27 protein-coding genes, 1 tRNA gene and 2 pseudogenes are annotated in these 25667 nt (G+C 70.4%); 17 read left to right on the forward strand and 13 right to left on the reverse strand.

The window, feature by feature from the left end; all coding sequences use genetic code 11:
- Positions 1–27: 27 nt before the first annotated feature.
- A pseudogene (locus tag ACZ32T_RS32010) lies at positions 28–922 on the forward strand (aminoglycoside phosphotransferase family protein).
- An 18-nt stretch (positions 923–940) separates the two neighbouring features.
- Here the strand turns inward: ACZ32T_RS32010 and ACZ32T_RS32015 are convergent.
- Together ACZ32T_RS32015 and ACZ32T_RS32020 are read right to left on the reverse strand one after the other, a co-directional pair.
- Positions 941–1885, reverse strand: coding sequence for a helix-turn-helix domain-containing protein (locus tag ACZ32T_RS32015; RefSeq protein WP_467274231.1), 945 nt, complete (start codon positions 1883–1885; stop codon positions 941–943).
- Between the two features lie 109 nt (positions 1886–1994).
- Positions 1995–2231: a DUF397 domain-containing protein gene (locus ACZ32T_RS32020; protein ID WP_356710816.1), complete on the reverse strand. Its 237-nt coding sequence runs from the start codon at positions 2229–2231 to the stop codon at positions 1995–1997.
- 201 nt (positions 2232–2432) lie between these two features.
- On the opposite strand from ACZ32T_RS32020, the pseudogene ACZ32T_RS32025 reads away from it, so the two are divergent.
- A pseudogene (locus tag ACZ32T_RS32025) lies at positions 2433–2906 on the forward strand (ATP-binding protein); the annotation flags it as partial.
- Positions 2907–2944: 38 nt separating this feature from the next.
- Here ACZ32T_RS32025 and ACZ32T_RS32030 read toward each other — a convergent pair.
- Entirely contained in the window at positions 2945–3577 is a 633-nt protein-coding gene (locus ACZ32T_RS32030) for an SGNH/GDSL hydrolase family protein (RefSeq protein WP_467370609.1), read from the reverse strand.
- A 110-nt stretch (positions 3578–3687) separates the two neighbouring features.
- Positions 3688–3849, reverse strand: a complete 162-nt coding sequence (locus tag ACZ32T_RS32035; protein ID WP_187327294.1) for a hypothetical protein — start codon at positions 3847–3849, stop codon at positions 3688–3690.
- Between the two features lie 163 nt (positions 3850–4012).
- Between ACZ32T_RS32035 and ACZ32T_RS32040 the strand changes: the two genes are divergently transcribed.
- Positions 4013–4085: transfer RNA gene (locus ACZ32T_RS32040), tRNA-Trp, on the forward strand.
- Between the two features lie 47 nt (positions 4086–4132).
- On the opposite strand, the gene ACZ32T_RS32045 is transcribed toward ACZ32T_RS32040, so the two are convergent.
- On the reverse strand, positions 4133–4543 hold the full coding sequence (locus ACZ32T_RS32045; RefSeq protein ID WP_467274235.1) for an organic hydroperoxide resistance protein: 411 nt from the start codon (positions 4541–4543) through the stop codon (positions 4133–4135).
- Between the two features lie 110 nt (positions 4544–4653).
- Here ACZ32T_RS32045 and ACZ32T_RS32050 point away from each other — a divergent pair, with 110 nt between their 5' ends.
- From ACZ32T_RS32050 to ACZ32T_RS32060, 3 genes are all read left to right on the forward strand, one after another.
- Positions 4654–5133, forward strand: coding sequence for a MarR family winged helix-turn-helix transcriptional regulator (locus ACZ32T_RS32050; RefSeq protein ID WP_467370612.1), 480 nt, complete (start codon positions 4654–4656; stop codon positions 5131–5133).
- Between the two features lie 99 nt (positions 5134–5232).
- Positions 5233–6066, forward strand: a complete 834-nt coding sequence (locus ACZ32T_RS32055) for a PP2C family protein-serine/threonine phosphatase (RefSeq protein ID WP_467274238.1) — start codon at positions 5233–5235, stop codon at positions 6064–6066.
- Positions 6067–6129: 63 nt separating this feature from the next.
- Positions 6130–7119 carry an MASE1 domain-containing protein gene (locus tag ACZ32T_RS32060; protein ID WP_467274240.1) on the forward strand — a complete coding sequence of 330 codons (990 nt, stop codon included), beginning with the start codon at positions 6130–6132 and terminating at the stop codon, positions 7117–7119.
- A 76-nt stretch (positions 7120–7195) separates the two neighbouring features.
- Here ACZ32T_RS32060 and ACZ32T_RS32065 read toward each other — a convergent pair whose 3' ends face one another.
- Complete coding sequence (locus ACZ32T_RS32065; protein WP_467370616.1) at positions 7196–8485, reverse strand: FAD-binding protein; 1290 nt, start codon at positions 8483–8485, stop codon at positions 7196–7198.
- 658 nt (positions 8486–9143) lie between these two features.
- On the opposite strand from ACZ32T_RS32065, the gene ACZ32T_RS32070 reads away from it, so the two are divergent.
- The 4 genes from ACZ32T_RS32070 to ACZ32T_RS32085 all read left to right on the forward strand — a co-directional run bounded on the left by ACZ32T_RS32070 (position 9144) and on the right by ACZ32T_RS32085 (position 13501).
- Entirely contained in the window at positions 9144–9338 is a 195-nt protein-coding gene (locus ACZ32T_RS32070) for an antitoxin (RefSeq protein WP_356710832.1), read from the forward strand.
- A 206-nt stretch (positions 9339–9544) separates the two neighbouring features.
- Positions 9545–11131: a sigma-70 family RNA polymerase sigma factor gene (locus ACZ32T_RS32075; RefSeq protein WP_467370618.1), complete on the forward strand. Its 1587-nt coding sequence runs from the start codon at positions 9545–9547 to the stop codon at positions 11129–11131.
- 138 nt (positions 11132–11269) lie between these two features.
- The gene (locus ACZ32T_RS32080; protein WP_467370621.1) at positions 11270–13099 is read left to right on the forward strand and encodes an FUSC family protein; all 1830 of its coding nucleotides are present in this window, start codon (positions 11270–11272) and stop codon (positions 13097–13099) included.
- 24 nt (positions 13100–13123) lie between these two features.
- Positions 13124–13501 carry a VOC family protein gene (locus ACZ32T_RS32085; RefSeq protein ID WP_467370624.1) on the forward strand — a complete coding sequence of 126 codons (378 nt, stop codon included), beginning with the start codon at positions 13124–13126 and terminating at the stop codon, positions 13499–13501.
- Positions 13502–13545: 44 nt separating this feature from the next.
- Here the strand turns inward: ACZ32T_RS32085 and ACZ32T_RS32090 are convergent, their stop codons facing one another.
- The 3 genes from ACZ32T_RS32090 to ACZ32T_RS32100 form a co-directional block, all read right to left on the reverse strand.
- On the reverse strand, positions 13546–13887 hold the full coding sequence (locus ACZ32T_RS32090) for a hypothetical protein (protein WP_467370627.1): 342 nt from the start codon (positions 13885–13887) through the stop codon (positions 13546–13548).
- Positions 13888–13922: 35 nt separating this feature from the next.
- Entirely contained in the window at positions 13923–15653 is a 1731-nt protein-coding gene (ctaD, locus tag ACZ32T_RS32095) for an aa3-type cytochrome oxidase subunit I (RefSeq protein ID WP_467370630.1), read from the reverse strand.
- Positions 15654–15836: 183 nt separating this feature from the next.
- The gene (locus ACZ32T_RS32100) at positions 15837–16388 is read right to left on the reverse strand and encodes a glycoside hydrolase family 25 protein (protein WP_467274073.1); all 552 of its coding nucleotides are present in this window, start codon (positions 16386–16388) and stop codon (positions 15837–15839) included.
- Between the two features lie 191 nt (positions 16389–16579).
- On the opposite strand from ACZ32T_RS32100, the gene ACZ32T_RS32105 reads away from it, so the two are divergent.
- Entirely contained in the window at positions 16580–17239 is a 660-nt protein-coding gene (locus ACZ32T_RS32105; RefSeq protein WP_467370634.1) for an NADPH-dependent F420 reductase, read from the forward strand.
- A 79-nt stretch (positions 17240–17318) separates the two neighbouring features.
- On the opposite strand, the gene ACZ32T_RS32110 is transcribed toward ACZ32T_RS32105, so the two are convergent.
- Positions 17319–18668, reverse strand: coding sequence for a radical SAM protein (locus ACZ32T_RS32110; protein WP_467370637.1), 1350 nt, complete (start codon positions 18666–18668; stop codon positions 17319–17321).
- 143 nt (positions 18669–18811) lie between these two features.
- Here ACZ32T_RS32110 and ACZ32T_RS32115 point away from each other — a divergent pair, with 143 nt between their 5' ends.
- On the forward strand, positions 18812–19357 hold the full coding sequence (locus ACZ32T_RS32115) for an SRPBCC family protein (RefSeq protein WP_467370640.1): 546 nt from the start codon (positions 18812–18814) through the stop codon (positions 19355–19357).
- 63 nt (positions 19358–19420) lie between these two features.
- Here ACZ32T_RS32115 and ACZ32T_RS32120 read toward each other — a convergent pair whose 3' ends face one another.
- Complete coding sequence (locus ACZ32T_RS32120) at positions 19421–19795, reverse strand: STAS domain-containing protein (protein ID WP_467274059.1); 375 nt, start codon at positions 19793–19795, stop codon at positions 19421–19423.
- A 336-nt stretch (positions 19796–20131) separates the two neighbouring features.
- On the opposite strand from ACZ32T_RS32120, the gene ACZ32T_RS32125 reads away from it, so the two are divergent.
- Complete coding sequence (locus tag ACZ32T_RS32125) at positions 20132–20623, forward strand: MarR family winged helix-turn-helix transcriptional regulator (RefSeq protein WP_467274057.1); 492 nt, start codon at positions 20132–20134, stop codon at positions 20621–20623.
- A gap of 36 nt (positions 20624–20659) precedes the next feature.
- Here ACZ32T_RS32125 and ACZ32T_RS32130 read toward each other — a convergent pair whose 3' ends face one another.
- Complete coding sequence (locus tag ACZ32T_RS32130; protein ID WP_467370642.1) at positions 20660–21847, reverse strand: PP2C family protein-serine/threonine phosphatase; 1188 nt, start codon at positions 21845–21847, stop codon at positions 20660–20662.
- 263 nt (positions 21848–22110) lie between these two features.
- Here ACZ32T_RS32130 and ACZ32T_RS32135 point away from each other — a divergent pair, with 263 nt between their 5' ends.
- Together ACZ32T_RS32135 and ACZ32T_RS32140 are read left to right on the forward strand one after the other, a co-directional pair.
- Positions 22111–22995, forward strand: a complete 885-nt coding sequence (locus ACZ32T_RS32135; protein ID WP_467274054.1) for a SigB/SigF/SigG family RNA polymerase sigma factor — start codon at positions 22111–22113, stop codon at positions 22993–22995.
- A 111-nt stretch (positions 22996–23106) separates the two neighbouring features.
- Positions 23107–23724: a TOPRIM nucleotidyl transferase/hydrolase domain-containing protein gene (locus ACZ32T_RS32140; protein WP_467274052.1), complete on the forward strand. Its 618-nt coding sequence runs from the start codon at positions 23107–23109 to the stop codon at positions 23722–23724.
- A 52-nt stretch (positions 23725–23776) separates the two neighbouring features.
- Here the strand turns inward: ACZ32T_RS32140 and ACZ32T_RS32145 are convergent, their stop codons facing one another.
- Positions 23777–24676, reverse strand: a complete 900-nt coding sequence (locus ACZ32T_RS32145; RefSeq protein ID WP_467274050.1) for a pentapeptide repeat-containing protein — start codon at positions 24674–24676, stop codon at positions 23777–23779.
- A 128-nt stretch (positions 24677–24804) separates the two neighbouring features.
- Between ACZ32T_RS32145 and ACZ32T_RS32150 the strand changes: the two genes are divergently transcribed.
- Positions 24805–25290, forward strand: a complete 486-nt coding sequence (locus ACZ32T_RS32150) for a hypothetical protein (protein WP_467370644.1) — start codon at positions 24805–24807, stop codon at positions 25288–25290.
- 86 nt (positions 25291–25376) lie between these two features.
- Positions 25377–25604, forward strand: coding sequence for a hypothetical protein (locus ACZ32T_RS32155; RefSeq protein WP_362940567.1), 228 nt, complete (start codon positions 25377–25379; stop codon positions 25602–25604).
- The last annotated feature ends 63 nt before the right edge of the window (positions 25605–25667 follow it).

Consider the following 25667-nt stretch of genomic DNA (forward strand, 5'->3'; position numbering starts at 1 on the left):
CGGGGCCGGCCTCAAGCGCCGGCCGCGGTGACCGGGCAGGCCTCGGGCGCCCGCCCGCCGATCGACGCCACGCTCGCCAGGCGACTGGTCGACACGCAGTTCCCGCAGTGGACGCGCCTGCCTCTCGAGGTGCTCGACCCGGCCGGGTCGGACCATGTGATCTACCGGCTGGGCGAAGAGCTGTCCGTTCGGCTGCCCCGCCACGCCGGAGCGATCGGGCAGGCAAGGAAGGAAGCGGAGTGGCTGCCGGCTCGCTCCGCATCTGCCCCTGGCCGTCCCCGTTCCGGTAGCGGTGGGCGAACCCGGCTCGGGTTATCCATGGCCGTGGGCGGTGTCCCGCTGGCTGGACGGCGAGGTCGCGACGGTGGAGGCGCTGGCCGGCTCCTCCGGGACCGCCGTCCGGCTCGCGGGGTTCCTGACCGCCCTCCAGCGGTTCGCCCCCGAGGACCTGCCGGTCGGGCACGCCCGCGGGGACCTGACCGCCGAGTCCCTGCGCGACCGGGACCGCTCGACCCGGGAGGCGATCGCGGAGGTCGGTGACGCGTTCGATGGCGTGGCCATGACCGGCCTGTGGGACGCCGCGCTGAACGCCCCGGGGTGGAACCGGCCTCCGGTCTGGTTCCACGGCGACTTCCACACCGGCAACCTGCTGACCGTCGGCGGCCGCCTGAGCGCGGTCATCGACTTCGGCGGGCTCGGCATCGGCGACCCTGCCTGCGACCTGACCATCGCGTTCACCCTGATGTCGGCCGGGAGCAGGGCTGCCTTCCGGGCGGCGCTCGGCGTGGACGACGACACCTGGGCACGGGGACGCGGATGGGCCCTGACCACCGCCCTGAACGCCTACACCTCCTACGCCGCGTCCGATCCACGGGTTGCCGCGCAGACGACCCGGCAGATCAACGAGGCCCTGACCGGCTGAGCCCCCGTGGGAGGGCGGTCACCCAGCAGGACCGCCGCCCGAGGGCCGGCCGCCGGAGCTGTAGCGCTCGAGCGCCAGCCTCAGAAGGCCCTTGCTCTCGGCCGGGCTCGGCGACTGGGCGCTGAGCGAGTCCAGGATCCAGCGGTACTCGTCCGTGCTCTCCGGCTTGTTCACGGACGTGGCGTTGGTCAGGTGTTCGATGTACGCCACGTCGGGGAGCCCGTCCACCGCGAACCGCAGATAGGTGATGCCGTTGCCGGGAGACGTATGGGCGGTCACGTCGAACGGGGCGACCTGCACGATGACGTGAGGAAGCTCAGTCATCTCCAGCAGATGGGCGAGCTGTTCGCGCATCACCCGGGTGCCGCCCGTCGGACGCATCAGCACGGCCTCGTCCAGCAGCACCCAGAGCTTCGGCGCATCCCGCCGCTGCAGCAACTGCTGCCGTCTGAGCCTCAGCTCGACTCTGCGGCGGGTGATCTCCTCCGATTCGAGAGCGTGGCCGGAACGCACCACGGCATAGGCGTAGTCGGCGGTCTGGAGCAGCCCCGGGATGTAATGCCCCTCGTACGTACGGATCGACGCGGCGGCCTCCTCCAGACCGACCAGGGGCTCGAACCAGTCCGGCAGCACGTCGGCGTAGTTGCGCCACCATCCGCGCTGTCCGGCCCTTCGGACCAGGTCGATGAACTCGGCCGTCATGGCTGGGTCGGTCACACCGTAGAGCGTGAGGAGGTCGGCGGCGTCGCGTTCCTTGCACGGGGAGTGCCCGGTCTCCATCCGGCTGATCTTCGCGGTCGAGCACCGGATCCGCTCCGCGGCGACTTCAGGGGTGATGCCCGCCTCGCCGCGCATCCGCCGCAACTGCGCGCCCAGTACCAGGCGCAGGGCCGTGGGACTCGCCCCCGTCGCCGGGGTGAGCGTCGGCCTCCGTGACGGCTGAAGCTGTTCGATGCCGGGCATGGGGACTCCTGAGGACGGGCGTCGTGATGCCAGTCTGCCATCAGGAGCCCCGCCATGGCCCGGCCGATTGCGAGAGTGCCGTAATTCTTCAGCCCGCGCTGACGCGGATTCAGCCCGTCATGGTGTCGAAGTCGCCGTCCCTGACGCCCGCGAGGAACGCTCGTACCTCGTCTCCCGTGTACACGAGGGCGGGCCCTTCGGGGTGCCGGGAGTTGCGTACGGCCACCGCTCCGCCGGGCAGCAGCGCCATCTCGACACAGTTCCCGCTGGGATTGCTGTGATGGCTCTTCTTCCACTCCACGCCGGTCAGGGAGTTGGCGGGAACGCCGTTGTCGATGTGCTGCATGCGGTCCGTCCTTTTCGTTGCGCTGACACGTCCTGGTGTGTCACCAGGGCCCGCGCCGGGTGAACAGGTGTCCCTGGCTCACACCCCCGGGTGCAATTCCGGATGCAATTGCACAGCGGGTGCGGACGGCGAGGATACTAGTGGTCATCCGGCCCCGACGGCACCATTGCGCCGGGCTTCGACGGAGGGTTGTCAGCGCTCATGCACGCGGAGAACACACGACGTCACCGCGCGGCAGCGCCCGTGCCCGGGCCCGCGGCGAGCGGCGCGGACCCGCACGAGGAGCTGGCGCGGGACCTCGGTATCGGGGACCCGGGATTCGCCACACGTGGCCTGGGGGCGGGCGCGGAGAGCCTGCGGCTGGCGCGTGCGTTCGTCCGCGACGCTCTCGAACAATGGGGCCTGGGCTCCTGCGCCGACGAGGTCACCCTCGTCGCGGGCGAGTTGGCGAGCAACGCCGTCTGTCACGGACTGCTGCCCGACGAGCGGTCGACGGCCCGGCTCGGCCTCGCGTGCCAGGACGGGACGCTGGTCTGCGCGGTCAACGACCCCAGCCCCGAGGTGCCCGTACTGCGCCCGGAGGACGAGTCCTTCGAGCGTGGCCGGGGTCTGCGCATCATCGACGCGTTGAGCACTTCCTGGGGCTGGTCACGGTGCGCCGGGGCCGGCAAGACCGTCTGGGCCAGGGTTCCGTTACTCCGGCCCCCGGCGGGCTACATCCCTGCCAGTGACGTCCAGGCCGCCGCCAGGACCGAATGCCCGAGCGGGGTCGGGTGGACTCCGTCGCCCGCGATGCACTCGGCGCCGCCGGCGGTGCGCGCCGCCTGGTTGAGCAGGCCGTCCGCCGCCAGCAGCGCGGCGTCGAACTCCTCGGACAGCCTGCGGACCGTCTGAATCCTCGGGTCGAGGTCCTCTCGCCAGGCCCACTGCTCCTCCTGCACCGGCACGAGGAAGGGCTCGATGAGGATCAGCTGGGCGTCCGACTCCTCCCGGGCCTGGGTGAGGATGGCGCGGTAGTCGCGCTCGAACACGCTCACCGGGGTGACGGTGCCGTAGAAGTAGCGGCGGTAGGTCTCGTTCACGCCGATCAGGACCGACACCACGTCCGGCTCGAGGTCCAGGGCGTCCTCACGCCAGCGGGCGCGCAGATCCGAGACGCAGTCGCCCGCGACGCCCCGGTTGACGAACGTGATGTCACTGCCCGGAAGCGCGGACCGCACATGTTCGGCGGCCGTCCGGACGTAGCCGTTACCCAGGGGACAGTCCCGTTCCACCAGCCGTCCCGCGTCGGTGATGCTGTCACCCTGGAACAGGACGGTTGCCGCGCGGTGCAGGCTGATGGTCACGCGGGCTCCGGGGGGTGAGGATGCGGCGGTCGACGGAGATGATCCTGCCCACGGAGATCCCGCTTGATCCGGACCCGGCCAGCCGTTACCCGGCGTGGCCCGGACCGGACTCAGCGGGCTGCGGCCGGAGCACGCACCGCGCTGAAGTCGAGCGCGCTCTCGACCTCGAGCAGCGTCTCCTCGGCCACCCGCCGCACCTCGGCCGGAACGTCGCCCTGTTCCTCCACCAGACCGGCGTAGATCGGTGCGTCGGATGCCTCTGCGAAACTCACGTGAACTGCCTATCGCTCGGTTATGCCCGCCAATCAGCGGAAACGGGAGCCGAGTGTACGCGTTCACCTCCGGGTGCCGGGGGGCGGACCCCGGGAACGGGCCTGGGCCACCGTAAAACCGGTTGTCTGCTGCGGGGAGCGGCTGCGACGCTGATCACGCCGAGGGGGTGTGGCTCAGAGGCCAGAGCGCCGGTCTCCAAAACCGGATGCCGCAGGTTCGACTCCTGTCTCCCCTGCTCGAGAAAGTCTCCCCGCCCGATGACGGACGGGGAGACGTTTTCCACTATTCGATGACGAGTTCGACGTCGATGTTGCCGCGCGTGGCCTTGGAGTAGGGGCAGTACGCGTGCGTCGCCTCGACCAGGCGCCGGCCGGTCTCGCCCTCGAGTGACTCAGGCAGTTCGACGCGCATGACGACCGCGAGCCCGAAGCCTGAATCGTCCTTGCCGATCGATACCTCGGCCGTCACGGAGACGTCCTGGGTGTCGACCTTCATCTCGCGGGCGACCGAGCTCATCGCGCTGGCGAAGCATGCGGCGTATCCGGCGGCGAAGAGCTGCTCAGGGTTGGTTCCCGCTCCGTTGCCCCCGAGGGCCGGAGGCAGGGCGAGCGCGAGGTCGATCTGTCCGTCGGAGCTCACCGCCCGGCCTTCACGGCCGTTGGCGGTGGCGGCAGCGGTGTACAGCGCGTCCATGGGGTGACCTTCTCTCGTGCGACGGTGGCCGAGGTCCGGCCACCCCGTAAGAATGACACGCAATTCAATTGCGCACAACTTAATGACGGACGGCAAGCTACTCTGGACTCATGACGCCACCACCGACCCCCGCACCCCGACTGGCCGATCTGCCGGACACGGAACTCCTCAAGCTGGACCACCAGGTCTGCTTCTCGCTGCAGGCGGCCTCCCGCGCCTTCGGTGGCGTCTACCGGGAAGCACTCAAGGACCTCGGCCTCACCTACCCGCAGTACCTGGCCCTGATGGTTCTCTGGGAGCACGGCCCGCTCCCGGTCAAGACCATCGGTGAGCGGCTGCACCTTGACTCCGGCACGCTGTCGCCGCTGTTGAAGAGGCTGGAATCAGCCGGTCTCGTCAGGCGGGAGCGCAGCCCGGAGGACGAGCGGTCGGTCACGGTCCACCTCACCGGCGCCGGGACGGATCTGCGCGAGCGCGCACTGCCCGTCCCCCGTTCGATCCTCAAGGCCACGGGCATGTCGGTCCAGGAGGTGCTGGCCCTGCAGGAGACCCTGGGGCGGCTTACCGCCTCCCTCGGCCGGGCAGGCTGACCGGGGGCCCCGGGCGCCCGGCGGCGAAGCCGCACCAGCGCTCGCAGGAGTTCCGACGCCGAAATAGGATGCAGGAACGATCGCAACGCGGAGCGGCCCATGAACCGGCGTCGAACTCCCCGGTCGGCGAGCGCCGAGGACCTGCTCAGCACATTGCAGCACCTGACCGCCCGTGCCCGGGAAGAGGTGGAGCTGCATCAGGCCCGCGTCGAGCTGGCCCAGGCCCTGCAGCGCAAGATGCTGCCCGCGACGCTGCCCGTCTTCCCCGGACTGCAGACGGCGGCTCGGTATGCCCCCGCCCGGGACGGGCTGGACATCGGCGGCGACTGGTACGACGGCTTCGTCCTGCCGGACGGGTCGCTCGGGCTCGCCATCGGCGATGTCCAGGGACACGACGTGGAAGCCGCGGCCTTCATGGGGCAGATCCGCATAGCCATGCGCGCCATCGCCAGTTCGGCGGCCGATCCCGGTGAGGTGATGCGCCGCACCAACGATCTGATCCTGTCGATGGATTCGGCGCTCTTCGCCACCTGCTCGTTCCTCCGGCTGGACCCGGAGACGCGGGAACTACGCAGTGCACGCGCGGGCCACGTCGCATCCGTGTGGGCGACGTCCGACGGACGTTCGGGCATCACAGCCGACGCCGGCGGGCTCCCGCTCGGCATCGCCCTGCGCCAGCACTACCCCGTCACCCGGCGCGATCTGGATGCCGACGGGGTCTTCGTCCTGCTCACCGACGGAGTCATCGAAGGCCCCTCCCTGTCGATCGACGACGGCCTCGACAGGATCAGGCGCCTGGTCAGCGCCCACGTCGGCGCCGACGCCGAGGAACTGGCGGACCGGGTGCTCCAGGCCGCGGTGTTCACGGGCCATGAGGACGACGCGGCCGTGCTCGTGCTGCGTCACGATCGCCCCTCCCCGGGCCCCGGGTGAGCAGGTCCCACACCCGTGCGTGTCACAACGGCCCGCCGTCACGGGCGGTGTCTTATGAGATGCGTGATCCCCAGCGAGAAGACCCGACGCCGAGCCGTGATCGTTCTGCAGATGCTGGGCATCGCCGCCGCTTACTACGCGTCCGGGCAGCTCGGTCTCCTCAGAGAGATCGAGGTGGAGGGCTCGGTCGTCACCCCCCTGTGGCCGCCCTCCGGAATCGCCCTCGCCGCCCTGCTGTACCTGGGGCCACGGATCTGGCCCGGGATCGCCCTCGGGGCTCTGCTCACCGTCATCTCCATGAGCGACGGGTTCACCTTCTGGGGCCTGGCCGTCACCGCGGGCAGCGCCCTGGCCCCGCTGTGCTCCTATCTGGCCCTGCGCGTGGTGGGGTTCCGTACGGAGCTGGACCGCCTGCGCGACGGCCTCGCCCTCGTCTTTCTGGGAGCACTGGGCGGCATGCTCATCAGCGCCACCGTGGGCAGCGGGGTCCAGTTGCTGAGCGGGGGGCTGTCCGCGTCTCGGTTCTGGCCGGTCTGGTCAGCCTGGTGGGCGGGAGACGCGATGGGCGTACTCATGGTCACGCCTCTGCTGCTCGTCCTGCGCAAGGTACGCCTGCCCAGGACGGACGACCGGTGGGCGGAGGCCGTGGCGCTCGCCGTGATCACGGTGGTGGCGACGACCGTGGCGACCAGAAGCTCGCTGTCCATGATCTATCTCCTCTTCCCGGTACTCGTCTGGGCGGCGCTCCGCTTCCAGCTGGCCGGCAGCGCCCCATGTGCCTTCCTGATGTCCGTCATGGCGGTCATCGCCGGAACCGGGGGGATCGGACCGTTCACCGGCCACTCGGTGCTCGAGGTCATGCTCAACCTCTGCGTCCTCAACGGCTGTGTGGCGCTCACAGGATTGCTGCTCGCGGCGATCGTGACCGAGCACAACAACATCCGCCACGAGACGGAGCTCGCCTGCGAGGAGCTGGCCGCTCTCGTGGAGGAGCTCGCACCGGGTCCGTCACCCGGGCGTCGGGCCGGCGGTCCGCCGCCCGACCGGAGTTAGGTTCCCGCGCCCGGATCAGGCCGGACCTATGGACGGGCCTGACCGGGCGTGACCCGGACGCGCGGAGTCCCGGGCCTCAGGCGGTACGGGGGAAATGGTCAGCCAGGAAGCCGTTGCGGAACGTGCCGGCGGGGTCGAGCCGCTCGGTCAGCCGCTCGAAGTCGGCGTAGTGGCCGTACAGCTCGCGGAGCGCCGCCGGCGGGGTGGTGAAGACCTTGCCCCAGTGCGGCCTGGCCCCGAAGGGGGCGAGGGCCTCCTCGATGACCCCGAGGACGGGCGTGACAGCGGCGGTGTCGGGCACCCAGGTGAAGTGGAACGCCACGGAGTCCCTCCCCTGTGCGGGGCTCAGCCACAGGTCGTCGGCCGCCACCGTGCGGATCTCACCGATCTGGAGGAGCGGCGCGAACTGCTGCCGGACCCGGTCGAGGGCCTCGTAGGCCGCCACCGCGTCGTGCCGGGCGACGAAGTACTCCGACTGGAGTTCCTCCCCGTTGCTCGGCGTGAATTCCAGCCGGAAGTGAGGGAGCCTGGCGTGCCAGGGGCCCGGGACGCCCTGCTGCTGCGTGCAGTGTTCCGCCGCCACACCGGGGACCGGGTGCCTCGCCCCCTCCGCGAGCGTCGCGCCGAGCCACCGGGGCGGGGCGGTGCGGGGGCCGTCGTCGCCGACACGCCGCTTGAGCCACACCTGGTCGACCGGGCCGCCGTGCCAGCCGGTGAAGAGGCTCACGCTGTACGCCTCGGACATCACCTCGTCGAACCCGCCGAGCAACTGCTCCTGCGGAAGTCCTTCGTACACCCACTGCTGGATGTCGAACGCGGGCACGAGGTCCAGGGTCAGCCGGGTCACCACTCCGAGTGCGCCGAGGGAGACCACGGCGCCGTCGAAGTCCGCGTCACCCCGCTCCAGTGACAGGATGCCGCCGCCGTCGGTGACGAGCTCGAGCGCCCTGACGGCGCCCGGCAGGGAACGGTTTCCCACGCCTGAGCCGTGGGTGCCTGTGGCACACGCTCCCGCCACGGAGATATGGGGCAGCGAGCCCAGATTGTGCAGGGCGAACCCGCTGCGGTGCAGGGTTCCGGTCAGCTCCCCGAATCGCAGGCCGGCGCTCACCGTCGCGGTACGGGCCTCCCGGTCGATCTCGATGGAGCGGGGCAGGCCCGCGACGGATATCAGGGTGCCGTCGGTGTCGGCGACAGCATTGAAGGAGTGCCCGGTGCCCAGCGCCCGGACGGCCGTCCCCGCGGACACGAGGTCCTGGAGTCCGGCCACGGAGGTGGGTGTGTGCAGTCGCTCCGCACCGAAGGTGATGTTGCCCGCCCAGTTCGTCCGGCGGGCGGACGGGGCGTACGCCGAATGGTCGATCATGTCTCCGGAGCTTACGCTCCGCCCGCCCCGGGCTCAGGGCTTGCGTCCCGCACCGCTGGCGGCGGGGCCCGGGGGTGCGGCCGGCCCGTCCGGACCGGCGGTTCATCGTCCTGCTGGTGTTCGGTGCCGTCCGCGAGGGCCGCGCAGCCTCCGGCGTGGACTCCTCGATCAGAGGGAGGGCCAGAGCCCACTGGTCCTCCTCGTCGGACAGCCGCCCCACGGATCATCTCCCCCACCTCGGCGTCCGTGGGTAGTTGTCCTCGCCTCCGAGCAGGTAGTTCCAGACGCCGAGTGCGGCACATCGGTCCTGAGCCGGTCGGCCGGTGGCTGTCGGTCAAGGCTCATGTCGAAGCCTCACACACCGCGATGGCGACGGACGCACGTCCGGGCACGCCTCCGGGCTCAGTACGGCAGGGGCCGTCCGGACGGTGTTCGCAGGTCGAGCGGGGGCGGCCCCGTGGGGGGCTGCGGACGGCGGACGATCTGGATGCGGCCCACGGCCACCACCTCCTCCTGGTAACCCGGTATCTGCCCACCCAGCCGCCCTTCACACGTCGGTGGGCCCTCGGGCCCCGTCCGGCGGCGTTCGCGGATGCGGACCCGGCGATGTGCGGCGACCCTTGACGAGTGGGGGAAGCCGACACGAGGAGGATCCGCCATGTCCGCGCTGGACAAGATCAAGAAGATGCTGAAGGGCCACGAGGACCAGGCCGGAAAGGGCGTCGACAAGGCCGGAGACATGATCGACGACCGGACGCAGGGCAAGTACGGCAAGCATGTCGACACCGGCCAGGACAAGCTGAAGCAGCAGTTCGGCGCTGACCGCGACCAGGACAACCCGCCCCGCTCCTGACGGCAACGCGCCGGGCTCGCCGTCCGGCCCGCATCCCGGTGCCCGCCCGGTGACGGCTCACTCCGTCCCCGGGCCGGGCACGCGGCGTGTGCGGTTTCCGGGGCGGATATCGAGCACCTGACCGGATTCCTGTTATCGTCCCCGCCGCACGGCGTCTCCCGAGTGTGGGAAGTGACGGAACAGGATCCCGGAAGAGTGAGCACAGCATGGGCGAGGCAGGCGAGACGGCGCTGATCAAGGCCGCGCAGAAGGGCGACCCCGAGGCGCAGGATCGGCTCGTCGCGTCCTACCTGCCGTTGGTCTACAACATCGTCGGCCGGGCGCTGAACGGGCACGCGGACGTCGACGACGTGGTCCAGGACAGCGTGCTGCGTATGCTGCGCGGCCTGCCCTCACTGCGTACCCCGAAGAGTTTCCGGTCCTGGTTCGTGGCCATCATCATGAACGAGATACGCGGGCACCGGCGTGCGCGCGGGACCGGGGAGATATCCGCGGACCGGATGGACGGCGCGTACGACGTCGTCGATCCCGCCGCCGACTTCGTCGAGCTGACGATCGTCCGGCTCGGTCTCACGGGCCAGCGCCGGGAGGCCGCCGAGGCCACCAGGTGGCTCGACGACGACGACCGCGAGCTGGTGTCGCTGTGGTGGCTGGAGACGGCCGGGGAGCTGTCCAGGGCGGAGGTCGCGAGCGCCCTCGACCTGTCTCCCCAGCACACCGCGGTGCGTGTCCAGCGGATGAAGGAGCGGCTGGAGGCCTCCCGCGTGGTGGTACGCGCGCTGGCGGCGGACCCTCGCTGTGTGCTGCTCGAAGACCTGACGGCCCACTGGGACGGGGTGCCGTCCGCGCTGTGGCGCAAGCGCCTGGCGCGCCACGCGCGGGAGTGCACGGTGTGCGCCGGGCACCGGTCGGGGCTGGTCCCGGCGGAGGGTCTGCTGGTGGGCCTGGCTCTCGTCCCCGTGGCGGCGTCCGCAGGCGGCCGGGCGGCGGAATTCGCGCCGACGGCGTTCCTGTCCGCGGCAGCCGCCGCGTCAGGGCCGGGACGTGCCGAGCGCCGGCGGGACGGCGTGAGACGGCGCCGGCGCACCACGGCCCTCGCCGGTCTGGCCGCGGTCGCGGTACTGGGAGGCGGAGGGGCCGTCGTCCAGCTCCACACGGACGACGAGGGCGAGGAACCTGCGACCGCCATGACTCCGCTCATCGGTCCCTCGGCATCCGTGACCACGCCGTCGTCGTCGCCCTCCTCCCCCGCGCCCTCGCCCTCCTCCGCGTCGCCGTCACCTTCGGCGACCGCGTCTCCGTCCGCGTCGAGGAGCCGGAGCGCCACCCCCACTCCTGAGAAGACGCAGAAGCCGCGCACTCCCTCATCCGAGCCGGCTCCGGCCTCTACGCCGAAGGTCTCGTCGGCCCCGTCGGTGGCCGATGAGGTCATCGCCCTGGTCAACAGCGAGCGGGCGAAGGAGGGGTGTGCCCCGGTGGGCGGCAACAGCCTGCTGGCGAAAGCCGCTTCTCGTCACTCGGCGGACATGGTGGCACGGGACTACTTCTCCCACACCTCTCCGGACGGCACGGACCCCGGCGCGCGCATCACCGCCGCCGGGTACCGGTGGAGCACGTACGGCGAGAACATAGCGAAGGGCCAGCCGACCGCCGCGGCGGTGATGGACTCCTGGATGAACAGTTCCGGCCACCGGGCGAACATCCTCAACTGCGCCTTCAAGGAGATCGGAATCGGCAGGGAGGAGTCGTCCGGCGGCCCCGTGTGGACCCAGAACTTCGGCGCCGCCCTCTGACACCCCCGGTCCCGAACACCGTCATGTCACGGAAACGGGCAGGTAGCACGCTCTCCACGTAAGGGATCTACGCTGGGCACGAGCCCAGGCCGAAGGCGTCCGCAGGCGATCTCGTCCTCCCACGCGGACAGGAGCACGGTGCCCACGCCTTCTCTTCTTGCCGGCCGGCTTCCCCCTTGGCTCGCCCATGTGCTGCGCGCCCAGCGCGGACCGGTGCCGTGGAGCGCGGTACTGCGCGGAGCGCTGGCCGTCCTGCCGTTGCTCGTGTCGGTCCTCGCGGAACGGCCGACCGCCGGAATTCCCGCCGCTCTCGGCGCGATGCTGGCCGGCATCAACGACCGGCCCGGCAGCCGCCGCTCCTCCGTCGCCCGGCTCGGATTCCCCGCCCTTGCCGGGGCAGCGGGTCTGCTGCTCGGCTCGGTGATCACGGCGGCAGTCGGCGACGGCCGGTCCCTGGTCGTTCTGCCGCTTCTGTTCGGGCTGCTGGGTCTGGTCGCGGGAGCGGTCAGCTCCACGGGGCCCGTCGCTTCCGCGTGCGGCACGCAGGTGCTGGTCGCGGTCGTGATCGGGGCCGGCATGCCGTCGCCCGAGCCCGGCCCGGTGCGCGCTCTGCTGTTCCTCGCCGGTGCGGGGTGGCTCCTCCTGCTCCGGCTGGTCCTTCCGTCGCCGGGCAGCATCGGCAGGGGGCCGTACCGGCTCGACGGGGAGCGGGAGGCGGTCGCCGCGGTGTACGAGGCGGTGGCCGGACTCCTGCGGGCCGCGGGCGGCCCGCAGGCCCGCGCGGGGCGCGCAGCGTTGAGTGCCGCGCTCGACCGGGCCCAGGACGCGTTGTCCGGGCCACGGCTGCGGCGTTATGCGAGCTCCGCGGCGGAGCGCCGGCTGCACGCCCGGTACGCGGCGGTGTTTCCGCTGGCCGAGGCGGCGACCGCGCTGGCGTGGGCCGGGGCCCCGGTGCCGGAGAGGATCGTGGAGGGCCCCCTCAGGCTGGCGGCCGCGGTGCGGATCGGCGGCCCGTGCGGACCGTTGGCGGCTCCGGCCCGTACGGATGCCGGGCTGCGGGCCCTGGACGACGCCCTGCTGCGGGCCGCGGCGGCCTTCGACCGCCCCGTCGGCGCGCCGCCGGGGCGGCGGGGAGCACGCTCTCATGTGTCCGTCCTGCGCGGCGCGTGGAGTGCGGCGGGCCGTGAGTACGGTCTGCGGGTCGCCGTGTGCTGCGCGACGAGCACGGTCGTCGCGCAGTGGCTGCACCACGACCACTGGTACTGGCTGCCCGCCACCACGGTGTTCCTCGTCAAGCCCGATCTCGGACCGCTGGTCTCGCGCGTGGTGTGCCGGGCCGTGGGTACGGTCGTGGGCGCCGTGGTCTTCGGTGGCGCGGTCCTGCCGGCGTCGGGTCCGTACCCTCTAGTCGTGGCGGTCGCGCTCTGTGGTGCGCTGCTTCCTGTGGCCACCCGGCACTTCGCCGTGCAGACGGCGGTGGTCACCGTTCTCGTGCTGTCCCTCGTCGTGCTGGGAGGTGAACCGCCCGCCTCGTGGGGGCGGGTGGTGGAGTCGCTCCTCGCCTGCGCGACGGTGCTGCTCGTCGGGCACCTCCCGCTGCCGGGCCGGCGTGGCCACGCCGTACGGGCCGCTCTCGACACGGCGGTGGACGCGGCGCACCGCTATCTGGGGCATGTCATGGCCCGGGAGGACCGCGCCGGCAGGGCGGCACTGCGCCGGGACGCCTATCGGTCGCTGGCGGCGGCCCGTGCGGCGATCGAGCTGTCGGCAGCCGAACTCCCACCGGCGGCCCGGTACTCGGCCGGGTCCGAGGGTGTGGCCGGCGCCCTGGAAAGGCTTATCGACACCACGACGGCGTGTGCGGTGCAGTTTGAGCACCCGGCCGACGAACTGCCCTCGCCCCATTCCGAACTGCTCGCCGAGCACCTCTCCGAGCTCGACCGGGCATGGGCGGTCCCGGCCCGGTGAGCACGGCTTCCTAGGATGCTGCGCATGATCGCTGTATTGCAGTGTGTGGTGCTGGACTGTCCCGATCCGGCGCGCCTGGCCCGGTTCTACGCGGCCGTGTCCGGCGGGGAGGCCGACCGGCCCGACGAGCGGTGGGCCTTGGGCGAGGACTGGGCGACGGTACACACTCCGGCCGGGCTCGTGTTCTGCTTCCAGCGGGTCGATGAGTACCTGCCTCCGAGGTGGCCGGACCCCGCTCACCCACAGCAGTCCCATCTGGACTTCGGTGTCCCGGATCTGGACCGTGCGCAGCAGCAGGTGCTCGCGCTGGGTGCGACCCTGCTGGATCGAGGGGGCGACGCACGTGGCTGGCGTGTGTTCGCGGATCCGGCCGGGCACCCCTTCTGCCTGGTGCGCCACTGACCCGGGGCGCCTGAAGCGTGGGCACAGGCGCCCCGGGGCCAGGGTCAGCGGCCGATCAGTGTCAGGGCGCCGCAGGTGCCGCCCACCGTGCCGACGGCCAGGACGGTCAACGCGACGCAGCGAGCCCTGAGCCGGTCGTAGCGCGCGGAGTACTCACCCCGGAGTTCGTGGGCACGGCCCGCGATCCGTGTGAGCGTCTCCCGGCATGCCTCGATCCTGTCCGCCACGTAGACGCGCTCGACGTCCTCCCGCTGGGCGGTGGTGAGCCAGGGCAGGGCGTCGGTGAAGCGTCGGGCCTGTCGGCGGGCCTCCTCGACCTCGGCGTTCAAGAGCAGGTAGCCCTCCACCTGAGCCAGGCCCCGGGCGCTCTCCTTGTCCGGCTTCACGCGGTCCTCCTCTCCTCGGCCCGTCGCTCCGGAGGCTAGGCCTGCTTGTCTCCGGGAGCCACGGTGACGGATTCGTGGGGACGGTTGGCGGTGTCCTCGAGCGCACGGACCGCGGGATAGTGCAGGTCGAACGCCGGCGACTCGGAGCGGATCCGCGGGAGCGTCAGGAAGTTGTGCCGCGGGGGCGGGCACGACGTCGCCCATTCGAGCGAACGGCCGTAACCCCAGGGGTCGTCGACCTCGATCTTCTTGCCGTACTTCGCGGTCTTCCAGACGTTGTACAGGAACGGAAGCATCGACAGTCCGAGCACGAACGAGGAGATCGTCGAGACCGCGTTGAGTGCGGTGAAGCCGTCGGCCGCGAGGTAGTCCGCGTAGCGGCGCGGCATGCCCTCGGCACCGAGCCAGTGCTGCACCAGGAAGGTGCCGTGGAAGCCGATGAACAGCGTCCAGAAGGTCATCTTCCCGAGCCGCTCGTCCAGCATCTTGCCGGTGAACTTCGGCCACCAGAAGTGGAAGCCGGCGAACATCGCGAAGACCACGGTGCCGAAGACGACGTAGTGGAAGTGCGCGACGACGAAGTACGAGTCGGAGACATGGAAGTCCAGCGGCGGCGATGCCAGGATCACGCCGGTCAGACCACCGAAGAGGAAGGTGACCAGAAAGCCGACCGACCAGAGCATCGGTGTCTCGAACGACAACGACCCCTTCCACATCGTGCCGATCCAGTTGAAGAACTTCACACCGGTCGGCACCGCGATGAGGAACGTCATGAAGGAGAAGAACGGCAACAGCACGCCGCCCGTCACATACATGTGGTGCGCCCACACCGTCACCGAAAGACCGGCGATGGCGATCGTCGCAGCGATCAGGCCGACGTAACCGAAGATCGGCTTGCGGCTGAACACCGGAATGATCTCGGAGACGATCCCGAAGAACGGCAGGGCGATGATGTACACCTCTGGATGGCCGAAGAACCAGAAGAGGTGTTGCCAGAGCAGTGCCCCGCCGTTGGCCGCATCGAAGATGTGTGCGCCGAATTTACGGTCGGCCTCCAGCGCGAGCAGGGCGGCGGCCAGGACCGGGAAGGCCAGCAGGACCAGGACACCGGTCAGCAGGACGTTCCAGGTGAAGATCGGCATGCGGAACATCGTCATGCCGGGGGCGCGCATGCAGATGATCGTGGTGATGAAGTTGACCGAACCGAGGATCGTGCCGAAGCCGGAGAAGGCCAGACCCATGATCCACAGGTCCGCGCCGATACCTGGTGTACGCACCGAATCGGTGAGCGGGGTGTAGGCGAACCAGCCGAAGTCGGCCGCACCCTGCGGGGTGAGGAAGCCGGCCACGGCGATCAGCGAGCCGAAGAGGTACAGCCAGTACGCCAGCATGTTCAGCCGCGGGAACGCCACGTCGGGCGCGCCGATCTGCAGCGGCATGATCCAGTTCGCGAAGCCTGCGAACAGCGGCGTCGCGAACATCAGCAGCATGATCGTGCCGTGCATCGTGAACGCCTGGTTGTACTGCTCGTTGGACACGATCTGCGTGCCGGGGTGGGCCAGCTCGGCGCGCATGACGAGCGCCAGGACGCCTCCGAGGAGGAAGAACAGGAACGACGTGCTCAGGTAGAGCGTGCCGATGGTCTTGTGGTCGGTGGTGGTCAGCCATCTGATGACCACGTTCCCCGGCTGCCGACGGCGGACAGGCAGCTCGTCCTGGTAGGCGGGATCGGCTTCCGCCGATACTGCGGGGCCCCTCGTCGTCACTGCGGCACTCCTTCGGTCGACGGCCGGTTGCGGACTCGGCGACCAGGATGGACTCCCCGCGGGAGTACCGCAGGTCATCTCCGTGCGCACTGCACCAGCGGCTGGCAAAGGACACTCCACTGGCCGACAGCCACGAACCGTATGTTGACGAGCGCGCCGTCGTTCCCAGGGGCGCGGTTCCGCTCAGGCCGTGGCCCAGTCGCGCATCGCCTTCCGCGAGGGGAAGTCGGCGACGTTCTTGTCGAGCGGGTCGTCGGTGTACTGGTGGATGCGCCACTCCGCTTCGATCCGTGGTGCGGCCGCCTTGCCGTAGTCGGCGATCCAGAGTCCGTCGCCGGCGTACGAGCTCGTGTCGTGGTTGATCCAGAAGGAGCGGTTGCAGTACAGGAGCACACGGTGGCGGGGCCTCAGCCTCTTCACCTCCCGGATGAAACGGTCCTTGTCCGCGCTGCTCGCGCGTGTGCCCTCCCCTGTCTGCTCCCAGTCGACGGCGAGGAGGTCGCCTTCCTTCTCCGGCGTCCTGTCGAGGAAGTAGTCAGCCTGCTCCTTCGCGTTTCCGGGCCAGAGGAAGTGGTAGAAGCCGACGACACAATCGGCGTCCCGGGCGCGTTTCACCTGGCTCTTCAGTCTCGGATTGACATAGGAGCGGCCTTCGGTCGACTTGACGAAGACGAAGTCCGAGCCGTCCGTGTCGTAGTCCGTCTGAAAGGCGCTGACATCTACGCCGTGCAGCACGGGCACCACCTCCAAGTGGGGCATTGTGGTTCCGTTTCTCTCTCCCATACGTGCCCATCCGGAGCGCTCTCATCCGTCACCCGGGTGCTGAACCGATTCGGCACGCCCGGAATAGCGTCGGTGCCCCCGGGGTTGGTGAACCGGCGAGACCCTCGCACTCCAGGCACTCGGCATCGGAAGGTCGGATTTCCATGAAGATCGGCATCATCGGGGCGGGCAACATCGGCGGCAACCTCACCCGGCGTCTCACCGCACTCGGACACGACGTGTCCGTCGCGAATTCCCGGGGGCCCGAGACGCTCAAGGACCTCGCCGAGGAAACAGGTGCCACAGCGGTCACGGCGGCCGAGGCGGCGCGGGGAGCACGGATCGTCGTGGTGACCGTTCCGCTCAAGTCGGTTCCGGACCTGCCGGCGGGCATCCTCGACGGAGCGACCGACGATGTCGCCGTCATCGACACGGGCAACTACTACCCGCAGCAGCGTGACGGACGTATCGCGGCCATCGAGGACGGGCTCACGGAGAGCCGGTGGACCGAGAAGCAGATCGGCCACCCGGTCATCAAGGCGTTCAACGGCACATACGCCCAGGACATCCTCGACAGGGGACGGCCCCAGGGCACGCCCGGCCGGAAGGCCCTGCCCGTGGCCGGCGACGACCCGGCGGCCAAGCAGGCGGTCCGGGACCTGATCGACCAGCTGGGCTTCGACACCGTGGACGCGGGCGGCCTGGACGAGTCGTGGCGCCAGCAGCCGGGAACACCCGTCTACGGCAATCGGGGAGACGCCGACGCCATCACGACGGCGCTGGCGGACGCCTCTCCGGAACGCACCGCGGAGTGGCGGGCCTGACCACCGCGAGCCCGTCCTCGCCACGTCGCCCGCCTGCCGGTGCGGGGCGCGGCGCGGATGTCGGGTCTCGGGCGTCGGATCAATTCCCGGAAGGCAGACTGTCCATGAACGAGCTGACCGAGAACACGGCCCGACCGGCGCCCGCGGGACCGTATCCGGGCGGCGAGGACAGGCCGTACTCCTCCATGGTCGAGCGGTAGGCGTCGAGCAGCCTGATGTGGTACTCGAGCGGCGCGCCGTCCGGGTTGGTCTTTCCCAGGGGTGTGGTGGGCTCCGGGCACCAGGTGGTGAAGCGCGGGGTGATGCCGTGCGACATGAAGAAGCGGAGACCCTCGGTGGTCGAGGCGATGGCCTCGTCCACGGTCGTGAAACCGAAGGGCTCGGCCATCTCCACGCCTGCGACGAAGTTGGGGATCACGTTGCGCGCGCCGAAGACATCCGCGGAGTCGAGGATGCGCCGGTGCCATTCGTCCCGGCCCACGTAGCGTTCCTTGCCCGGGCAGTACAGCTCGAAGAGACGCCGGTCCCACACCTCGTAGTTGGGGTGGTAGATCTGCACGCCGTAGTCGTGGAAACGCTGGACGTCGGCCTTGGGCAGGGCCTGGGCGACGACTTTGCCGGTCCACCGGCCGGGGAAGCGCTCCTCGATCGCCTTGGCGTACTGTCCGTAGAAGTCGGCCTCGTCGCGGCCCTGGATGTGGGAGGTGATCGCCCCACCGGTGAGCGTGTAGGCGGTGGTCGTCCGCGCGGTGTCGTGGCGGTCGATGATCGCCAGGGCCTCCAGCACCTCCTCGACGTCCTTCACCCCGGTGTAGGGGCGGCCCGCCGCTTTGTGCTGGCGCCAGTTGTGGTTGATGTCGCAGTACTGGCACTCCTCCTTGGCGCCGAAGTACTGGCAGACCCGGAAGACCGTGAGGTAGACCAGATAGCCCCACTGGATGGTGGGCGCCACCTCCATCACGGACTTTCCGTTGGCGAGGGTGTGGCGGTAGTAGTCCGGCATCGGGGGCAGGCCCACGTCGGAGATGCGGACCCCGTCCAGATAGAGCCCCAGGACCCCGTCGGGTCCGGCTGCCACGCGGTACGGAGAGGCGGGGTTGACCCGCACCGACACCACCGTTCGGCGGAGGTCGTAGGGGCCGCCGGTGAGCACGATCTCCTCGGGCGGGCGGCGCAGTGCGGCGGCTCCCAGCTCGGGCAGGGTGCTGTGGTCGAAGGAGAAGATGAAGTACGACTTGGGTTTGATGTCCCCGTGCTCGTTGTCGCTGAGCGCGGATTCGTCGAACGCCACGCCGCCGCGCAGCAGATCCTCCTTGAGGACAGCTTCTCTCGGCACATGGGGGAACCGCTCCATGAGCTGCTCCACCAGACGCGTCCGGTCGCCGGTGACGGCCGTGCGGATGGTGCCGGGTTCGCTCGGGCTTGGCATGTGCGGGCTCCTCGGGTCCGGTGTCCTGGACGCTGTTGCGTGTACGCCACACTGTCCAACGAACCAGCGTCTCCAAGCGTTCGCTGATGATCCGTCCGGTTCGGGTGCGACGACCCGGCCGCCGAGGACCAGGAGTACCTCTCATGCCCCGCACCATGTCCGTGTCGGACAGCATCCTGATCCGGGCGTCACCGTCGGCCGTGTACGAACAACTGAGCGATCCCACGGCGATGGGACGGTGGAGTCCGGAGAACCGTGGCGCCCGGGTGCTCGGGAGCCGCCGGGGAGCACATGTCGGCATGGTCTTCGAGGGCCGCAACAAGCGCGGGTCCTTCCGCTGGACGACCAGGTGCACGGTGACGGCCGCCGATCCGGGCGAGCGGTTCGCCTTCCGTGTGCACGCGATCGGGCTGCGGCGTCCGCGGCTGCCGGGTGCGATCGCGCTGTGGGAATACCGCTTCGAAGCGGTCGACGGCTCCACCCGGGTCACCGAGACCTGGACCGACAACCGGCGGGCGTGGCCCGACTTCCTCGCCGACGCCTTCGACCGGGTGGCGACGCGGGGGCACACGTTCGCCGAGTTCCAGCGGGGAAACATTCGTACGACGCTGGAGCGCCTCAAAGCGGTGATGGAGCAGGGGGACGCGGTGCGGCCCGGCCTCGTGGAGGACGGTCCGCGCCAGGGGTGAGACGCCGGCGCCGTCCGGGGGGGGAGCGCACCGGACGGACGTGCCGGCGGGGCTCGGCGGCCCTCAGGGTGTTTCGCCGGGCATCACGATGCGGGTCAGCGCCTCGGCCGTGGTGGGGGCCGTCGGTATGAGAACACCGACGCCCGTGAGGTCCAGCAGCCTCACGAGGTGTGACGGCGCGGCGGCCAGGCACAGTGAGCCGTGCCGGTCCTTCGCATACCGGAGGATGCCGATCATCGTGTTGAGGCCGGAGGAGTCGCAGAACTCCACGGGCTCCAGATCGAGCACCACATGAGGTGTCCCCTGTCTGATCAGCTCCATGGCCCTGGTCCGCAGGGCCGGAGCACTGTCCACGTCGATCTCCCCGGCGACGGTGAGGACTGCCACGCTCCCCGCCGGATACCGGACGGTGAGCTCGAGGGTCTGGCTGTGCGTCATGGGTGTCAGTACTCCAGGCCGTGAGCGGGCCGCCACCGTAGGCGGGAGCGGCGAGGACCCGCTGAAGATCGCAGAGATCGGATGTCAACCACAGAACCGTACCCCATGACAACTGTTGTCGCGAGGAAACTGTTTCCGTGAGGAAATCGATCGTGCTGCCGGTGGCGACCTCGGAGGCCTGCGGCAGACAGGGGTACGATATTCAGGGCCACGCGCGTGTCCCTGAACCTTTTTCTCCTGGCTTTCCCATACGAGCGCATCGAATGCCCGGCTCGTTTGCTCGGTCCGGTGGCCAGACGGACGAGTGAGGCGATGCCGGATCGGAGTGTCATCAATATGGGCCTGAACCCCGAAGCCGACCAGCGGTCCCGGGATGCGGCCCGTGAGGGTTCCGAGTTCGTCGAACTCCTCGAGGTCCTCTGGGAGCACGGACGTGAGGCCGCGCCGACGGGCCCGGTCTCTCCTTCCCAGCTTCGCGTGCTGTACACGCTGGACCGCGAGGAGGGCATCAATCTGCGGATGCTCGCCGAAGCCCTGGGATCGGCCTCCCCCTCGGTCAGCAGGCTGTGCGACCGACTGCAGGCCACGGGATTCGTGGAGCGCGCCCCCAGCCCGGTGAGCCGCCGGGAGCTGGAGCTCCGGCTGACCAGCCACGGCAAGGCGTACCTCGTCGAATTGCGTACGCGCAGGGAGGAGGTGTTGATGTCCACGATCGACGCCATGCCGGCCAAGGCGCGGCGTTCGCTCCTCGAAGGGCTCAGGGCCTTCCGCAACGCGGCCTCGGGGCAGGACAGCGGCAGTGCGAGACCCCTGCGGTCGACCGGGTAGGAACCGGCCGACCGCTCTTCGGCCCGAAGGCGTCGGTCACGCGGGCGTTTCACCCGCGGCGGACTGCCGGCCGAACCAGTCCAGGCAGACCACGAGGGCGTCGTCGTCGAGCGGTGTGGCCCCTCGGTAGTCCCGCAGATCGCGGAGCACCGCCAGCGGCACCTGCTCGGACGGCAGGAAGCGGTGCGCGGACAGCGAGCGGGCGAGGGCACGCTGCCCGTAGCGCTCCCCCGCCGCCGACGCGGTCTCGTAGACACCGTCGCTGCCGATCAGCAGCCGGTCGCCGGGTTCCACGCGCAGGTGCTCCGCGACGTACTCCGTCTCCTCGAACATGCCCAGGGGGAGCTGCGCGTCGAAGTCGAGGGACTCGACGGCGCGACCCCTGAGCCGCCACATCCGGGGGGACCCCGCGTCCACGGCCTCCACCTCCCCCGTCGCCAGGTCGAAGCGGAGCAGCAGGACCGACGCGTGCAGCGCGCCGCGATGCTGGGCGTAGACGGCCTGATCGGCGAGGCTGGCCTGGCCCGGGAGGTCGAGGCCGGCGCGCCGGGCGTTGCGCAGCGCGTTGACGACGAGGTTGGTCAGCAGGGCCGCCTCCATCCCCTTGCCCATGCCGTTGGTGACGGTGAGCGTGAGGTGATGGGCGGAGACCGACCAGTCGAAGTTGTCGCCGAAGATCGCGTACGCGGGTTCAAGATGAGCGCCCAGCGCGAATTCGGGGCGGGAGACGGAGCGGCCGGGCAGCAGTTGCCACTGCATCTCGGCCGCCAGGGTCAGCCGGGTGGCACGGCGGGCCAGCAGGTAGAGATCGGTGTCCCGTTCGGCGACCAGGATCTCGTGGCCGAGCGCTTCGCAGATCTGCTGCATCCCCGCCAGGCCCGTCTGCGTGCAGCTGCTCTCCGGTGCCGTGACGGTGAGGACGCCGAGCCGGTCGCCCCGGACGGTCACAGGCAGGTGTGCGGTCGTCGCTCCAGGCGTGGTCAGGGGCTCCACGAACGGTTCCTGGGCCCCGAAGGCGCGCCCCTGCGGACTGTCATGGATGGGCACCGGCTCGGCGAGCGGCGCCTCCGACACCACCTGGAGCGTGGTCATGCCGTAGTCGGCGAGCCGCAGTTCCACACTCTGTACGTCGCACTGCTCCCGCAGAGCCGCCGTGACGACGTCGAGGAGCAGATGGGGTGCGGCCTTGCGCAGCTCCCGCTCGACGGCAGCGAATCTGTCCACGTGATCCTGTTTCTCATCGTGCTGCGCCGAGACCCGGACCGTCTGTGGGCCCCGGCCGTCGGCCTCCAGCGTACGGGTCCTGTACCCGATCCAGCGCGGCGCGCCCTGCAGGTCGCACCGGTGGCCGGCATGCTCATCTTACGATGTCCAGGGACAACAGTTTCCACACAGCAAGAAAATTCGTGTTCCTCGGGCATAGGCCCATCGGGGCGGGGCAGGGGCTGGTCAGAAAGTGCGTCAGAACCAGGGAGGGTGGGAACGCAGTGATTCCTGAAAAGACTGCCGGAACCGTATCGGCTGACGAGACGTCGGCTACGGAGGCTTCGCGGGGGCGCGTCGGTGAGCTGCCCTGGATCGAGGACGCGGGCAAGGTGGCCCCCAAGGACGCCCGTGCCCTGTCGACCCTGTTCTTCGAGCAGTTGCGGGTCCTCGAGGAGGGCACGCACGAGTACCAGTACGCGCGCAACACCCTCATCGAGATGAACATCTCCCTGGTCCGGTTCGCCGCGCGGCGCTTCCGCAACCGGGGCAGTGGCGACATGGAGGACATCACCCAGGTCGGCACGATCGGCCTCATCAAGGCCATCGACCGGTTCGAGCTCTCCCGGGAGGTCGAGTTCGCCACCTTCGCCGTCCCCTACATCGTCGGCGAGATCAAGCGTTTCTTCCGCGACACCACCTGGGCCGTCCATGTCCCCCGGCGTCTGCAGGAACTCCGCGTCGATCTGGCGAAGGCGAAGGACGAACTCTCCACACACCTGGACCGTGACCCCACGGCCAGGGAACTGGCCGACTTCATGGACCTCACGGAGGACGAGGTCATCGAGGGCATCATCGCCTCGAACGGCTACACCGCGGGCTCCCTGGACCTGCCGACCGACGGCGGTGAGACCACGGGCAAGGCGTCGCGTACGTTCGCCGACATCCTGGGCGAGCCGGACTCGGCCATGGAGACGGTGGAGAACCTGCATGCCCTGGCCCCGCTCCTGGGTGAACTCGACGAGCGCGAGCGCCGCATCATCGAGATGCGCTTCGGTCAGGAGATGACGCAGTCGCAGATAGGCGCCGAACTGGACGTCTCCCAGATGCACGTCTCCCGTCTCCTCACGCGCACACTGAGCAAGCTCCGCGCCGGAATGCTTGCCTGACCGCCTGACCGCCTGTCTCGCCGGGCGGTCTCGGTGACGAGAACGCCGCGCCTGCCGTCCGGGGTCGAATATCCGGTGCCGTTCCGGGCGGGGGACGTGCAGACTCGCTCCATGACGGACATGCGCGCATTCCGCGACGCGGTGAGCGACTGGGCGGCCGGAGGGTCCGGTGAACCGGCGAGCGGCCTGGCGGCCCGACTGGGGCTGCGGACGGCGGTGCTGCTGGAAGGACCGAGCGACCTCGCGGCAGTCGAAGCACTGGCCGCACGGCGTGGCCGGGATCTCGCCGCCGAAGGGGTGTGCGTCGTACCGATGGGCGGGGCCATGAGCATCGGCCGCTACGCGGGGCTCCTCGGGCCGCCCGGTCTCGGTCTGCGCCTGCGAGGGCTGTGCGACGAGCGGGAGCAGCGCTTCTACGACCGTGGGCTGCGGCGGGCTAGGGCTCCGCACGGGGGCTTCTACGTGTGCGTGGCGGACCTGGAGGACGAGCTCATCCGCGCGCTGGGCACGGCGCGGGTCGAGGAGGTCATCCGGGCCGAGGGCGATCTGCGGGCCTGGCAGACCTTCTTGCGGCAGCCCGCACAGCACGGCCGGTCCCGGCAGCAGCAGTTGCGGCGTTTCCTGGGCACGAAGAAGGGCCGCAAGATCCGGTACGGCCGCCTCCTGGTGGAGCCGCTCGGCCCCGAAGAGGTACCGGCGCCGCTCGACGACCTCGTCAGAAGTCTGTGACCCTCTCCCGCCCGCGTGAACCCGCGCTCGCGCACCGGGACCGGGACCCCCCTCACGTAGGGCGACGAGTCCGCCGGCCGGCCCGGGGGGCCGGGGCGCTCCCGGCACTGCCCGCCGGCCAGTGGGAAGGCCTGGCCAGGGAGCCCGGGATCTTCGTGGCGGCGTTGCCCCGCGCCGCGTTCAGCTGTGCCTGGGTGAGGAAGAGGGCGCCGCTGAGGTCGGCGTCGGAGAGGTCGGCGTCCCGGAAGTCGGCGCCGATGACCTCCGCTCGGCGGAGGTCGGCTCCACGCAGGTCGGCCGCGATGAGGTACGCCCCTCTCAGTTCGGCGCCACGCAGATCGGCGCCCCTGAGCCGGGCGCCGATGAGGTCGGCACCTCGCCGGCTGCGCTTCTCGCGCCCGGGGACCGTGGCGCGTTCGAGCTCTCCGGCGCGCACGAGCAGGGCCGCCACCCCCTCCCGGTGTGCGGAGACGTCGAGTTCCGCGAGCTCTTCGGCGGGCAGCCGGGTGAGGCGGTCGGTCGTGGCGAGGGCCTCACGGAGGTCCCCGTACAGCTTCGCGGCGGCGGGCAGGGTGAGCGCTTCGGTGAGATACCAGAGCAGTTCGTGGAGCTGCCTCATCACCGGGAAGACCTGGAACATCTGCCCGGCGGTGTCCGCGGCCGTCCGCCAGTCCCGGCCGGCATAGGTCTCCTGGGACACCTTCTGGCCCGCACCGAAGCAGTCGTACACGGTGCAGCCGGAAAAGCCTTCGGGCCGCAGCCGGGTGTGTATGCCGCAGCGGAAGTCGTCCGCCAGGTTGGGGCAGGGGGTCCCCGCCTCCTTGTTGATCGCGAAGTCCGCCGATGCGGTGAGCGTCAGCGCGACGCAGCAGAGGCCGAAGCAGTTCGCGCAGTCCGCGCGCAGGGCGGCGCGTTCGGTGACGGGTGCGGCTGTCGGATCGTCGTCGGGCACGTGCCTGCTTCCTCCGGTGAGCGGTTTCCGCCAAGCTTACGGGCGTACGGGATTCCGGCGGCGCGTGCTCTGTCGGTGCAGCGGCGCACACTTGGCGACACGGCTCGGCACCGGCGAGGGGACAGGACATGAGCGCGTCGCAGGGACAGGAGAGAGGGTTCGAGCCCGCCACGGGCGACGGCCCCGAGGCCGGCGGGACCCCGGGCGGGCGCGCCAGGGAGGTGCGGACCGCCTTCGAGGGACTGCTCCAGATCAGGCGGCTGACCGGTGCCGGGGCAGCGGACCCCGAAAATGTGCCGGCCCCCTGGGAGCTGCACCGGCCCCTGCGGGCCGTGGCGTTGGCGCTGGAGGCCGCAGGCATACCCGCGTCGGCGGTCGGCCCGTCCGGTGAGCGGTCGGCCGTGGGCTACCGCGTGAGCGAGGGCGAGACGTCCGGCTCGGTGCGCGTCGAATGGGCCGGCCCCCCGGGAAGCGGCGCTGCGCACGACGAGGAGGAGGCGCTGGCCGGGTGCGCCACCGTGCTGCGACGGCTGGGATGGACGGCCCTGCTCTACCGCGGGCCGCGCAGACGGCGCTTCCTGGAGGTCGAACCACCGACCGCGGCCCGGTCCTGATGCCTCTCCACAGCGGGCGCGAGGGCGTTGTCAGACCCATGAGGGATGCTTGACGGTCCGACACCTTCTGACCGGGAGATGCTGAGATGCACGAAGCCGAAATCGCCGCGGCCCAGGCGTATGTCCGTTTACTGGCCGCCACGCGCGCCGCGCTCGCCGACCCGGCCGACGCCCCTCTGTACATGCCGCTGCTCGCCTCCCCGATCGAGGAGGCCGACGAAGCCCTGCGCAGCGCGGGCCTCGCGGGGAACGAAGACCGGCTTTTCGCTCTCGTGCGGAAGCTCCAGCCGAGCTTGACGGGTTCCGGCCGCTGACGGTGTCCAGGCCGCGGTAGGTGTGCCCCGAGCGGAGGGCCGGCCGAACACGGGGCCGGGCGT

It is taken from the genome of Streptomyces sp. NPDC023573 (genome assembly GCF_055559735.1).

Excerpts from the sequence above, each read along its gene's own strand:
- ACZ32T_RS32110 (WP_467370637.1), bottom strand. The coding sequence starts at position 18,668 with ATGCCAAGCCCGAGCGAACCCGGCACCATCCGCACGGCCGTCACCGGC.
- ACZ32T_RS32015 (WP_467274231.1), bottom strand. The coding sequence starts at position 1,885 with ATGCCCGGCATCGAACAGCTTCAGCCGTCACGGAGGCCGACGCTCACC.
- ACZ32T_RS32115 (WP_467370640.1), top strand. The coding sequence starts at position 18,812 with ATGCCCCGCACCATGTCCGTGTCGGACAGCATCCTGATCCGGGCGTCA.
- ACZ32T_RS32050 (WP_467370612.1), top strand. The coding sequence starts at position 4,654 with ATGACGCCACCACCGACCCCCGCACCCCGACTGGCCGATCTGCCGGAC.
- ACZ32T_RS32155 (WP_362940567.1), top strand. The coding sequence starts at position 25,377 with ATGCACGAAGCCGAAATCGCCGCGGCCCAGGCGTATGTCCGTTTACTG.
- ACZ32T_RS32150 (WP_467370644.1), top strand. The coding sequence starts at position 24,805 with ATGAGCGCGTCGCAGGGACAGGAGAGAGGGTTCGAGCCCGCCACGGGC.
- ACZ32T_RS32055 (WP_467274238.1), top strand. The coding sequence starts at position 5,233 with ATGAACCGGCGTCGAACTCCCCGGTCGGCGAGCGCCGAGGACCTGCTC.
- ACZ32T_RS32020 (WP_356710816.1), bottom strand. The coding sequence starts at position 2,231 with ATGCAGCACATCGACAACGGCGTTCCCGCCAACTCCCTGACCGGCGTG.
- ACZ32T_RS32070 (WP_356710832.1), top strand. The coding sequence starts at position 9,144 with ATGTCCGCGCTGGACAAGATCAAGAAGATGCTGAAGGGCCACGAGGAC.
- ACZ32T_RS32125 (WP_467274057.1), top strand. The coding sequence starts at position 20,132 with ATGGGCCTGAACCCCGAAGCCGACCAGCGGTCCCGGGATGCGGCCCGT.
- ACZ32T_RS32065 (WP_467370616.1), bottom strand. The coding sequence starts at position 8,485 with ATGATCGACCATTCGGCGTACGCCCCGTCCGCCCGCCGGACGAACTGG.
- ACZ32T_RS32105 (WP_467370634.1), top strand. The coding sequence starts at position 16,580 with ATGAAGATCGGCATCATCGGGGCGGGCAACATCGGCGGCAACCTCACC.
- ACZ32T_RS32140 (WP_467274052.1), top strand. The coding sequence starts at position 23,107 with ATGACGGACATGCGCGCATTCCGCGACGCGGTGAGCGACTGGGCGGCC.
- ACZ32T_RS32085 (WP_467370624.1), top strand. The coding sequence starts at position 13,124 with ATGATCGCTGTATTGCAGTGTGTGGTGCTGGACTGTCCCGATCCGGCG.
- ACZ32T_RS32045 (WP_467274235.1), bottom strand. The coding sequence starts at position 4,543 with ATGGACGCGCTGTACACCGCTGCCGCCACCGCCAACGGCCGTGAAGGC.
- ACZ32T_RS32120 (WP_467274059.1), bottom strand. The coding sequence starts at position 19,795 with ATGACGCACAGCCAGACCCTCGAGCTCACCGTCCGGTATCCGGCGGGG.
- ACZ32T_RS32075 (WP_467370618.1), top strand. The coding sequence starts at position 9,545 with ATGGGCGAGGCAGGCGAGACGGCGCTGATCAAGGCCGCGCAGAAGGGC.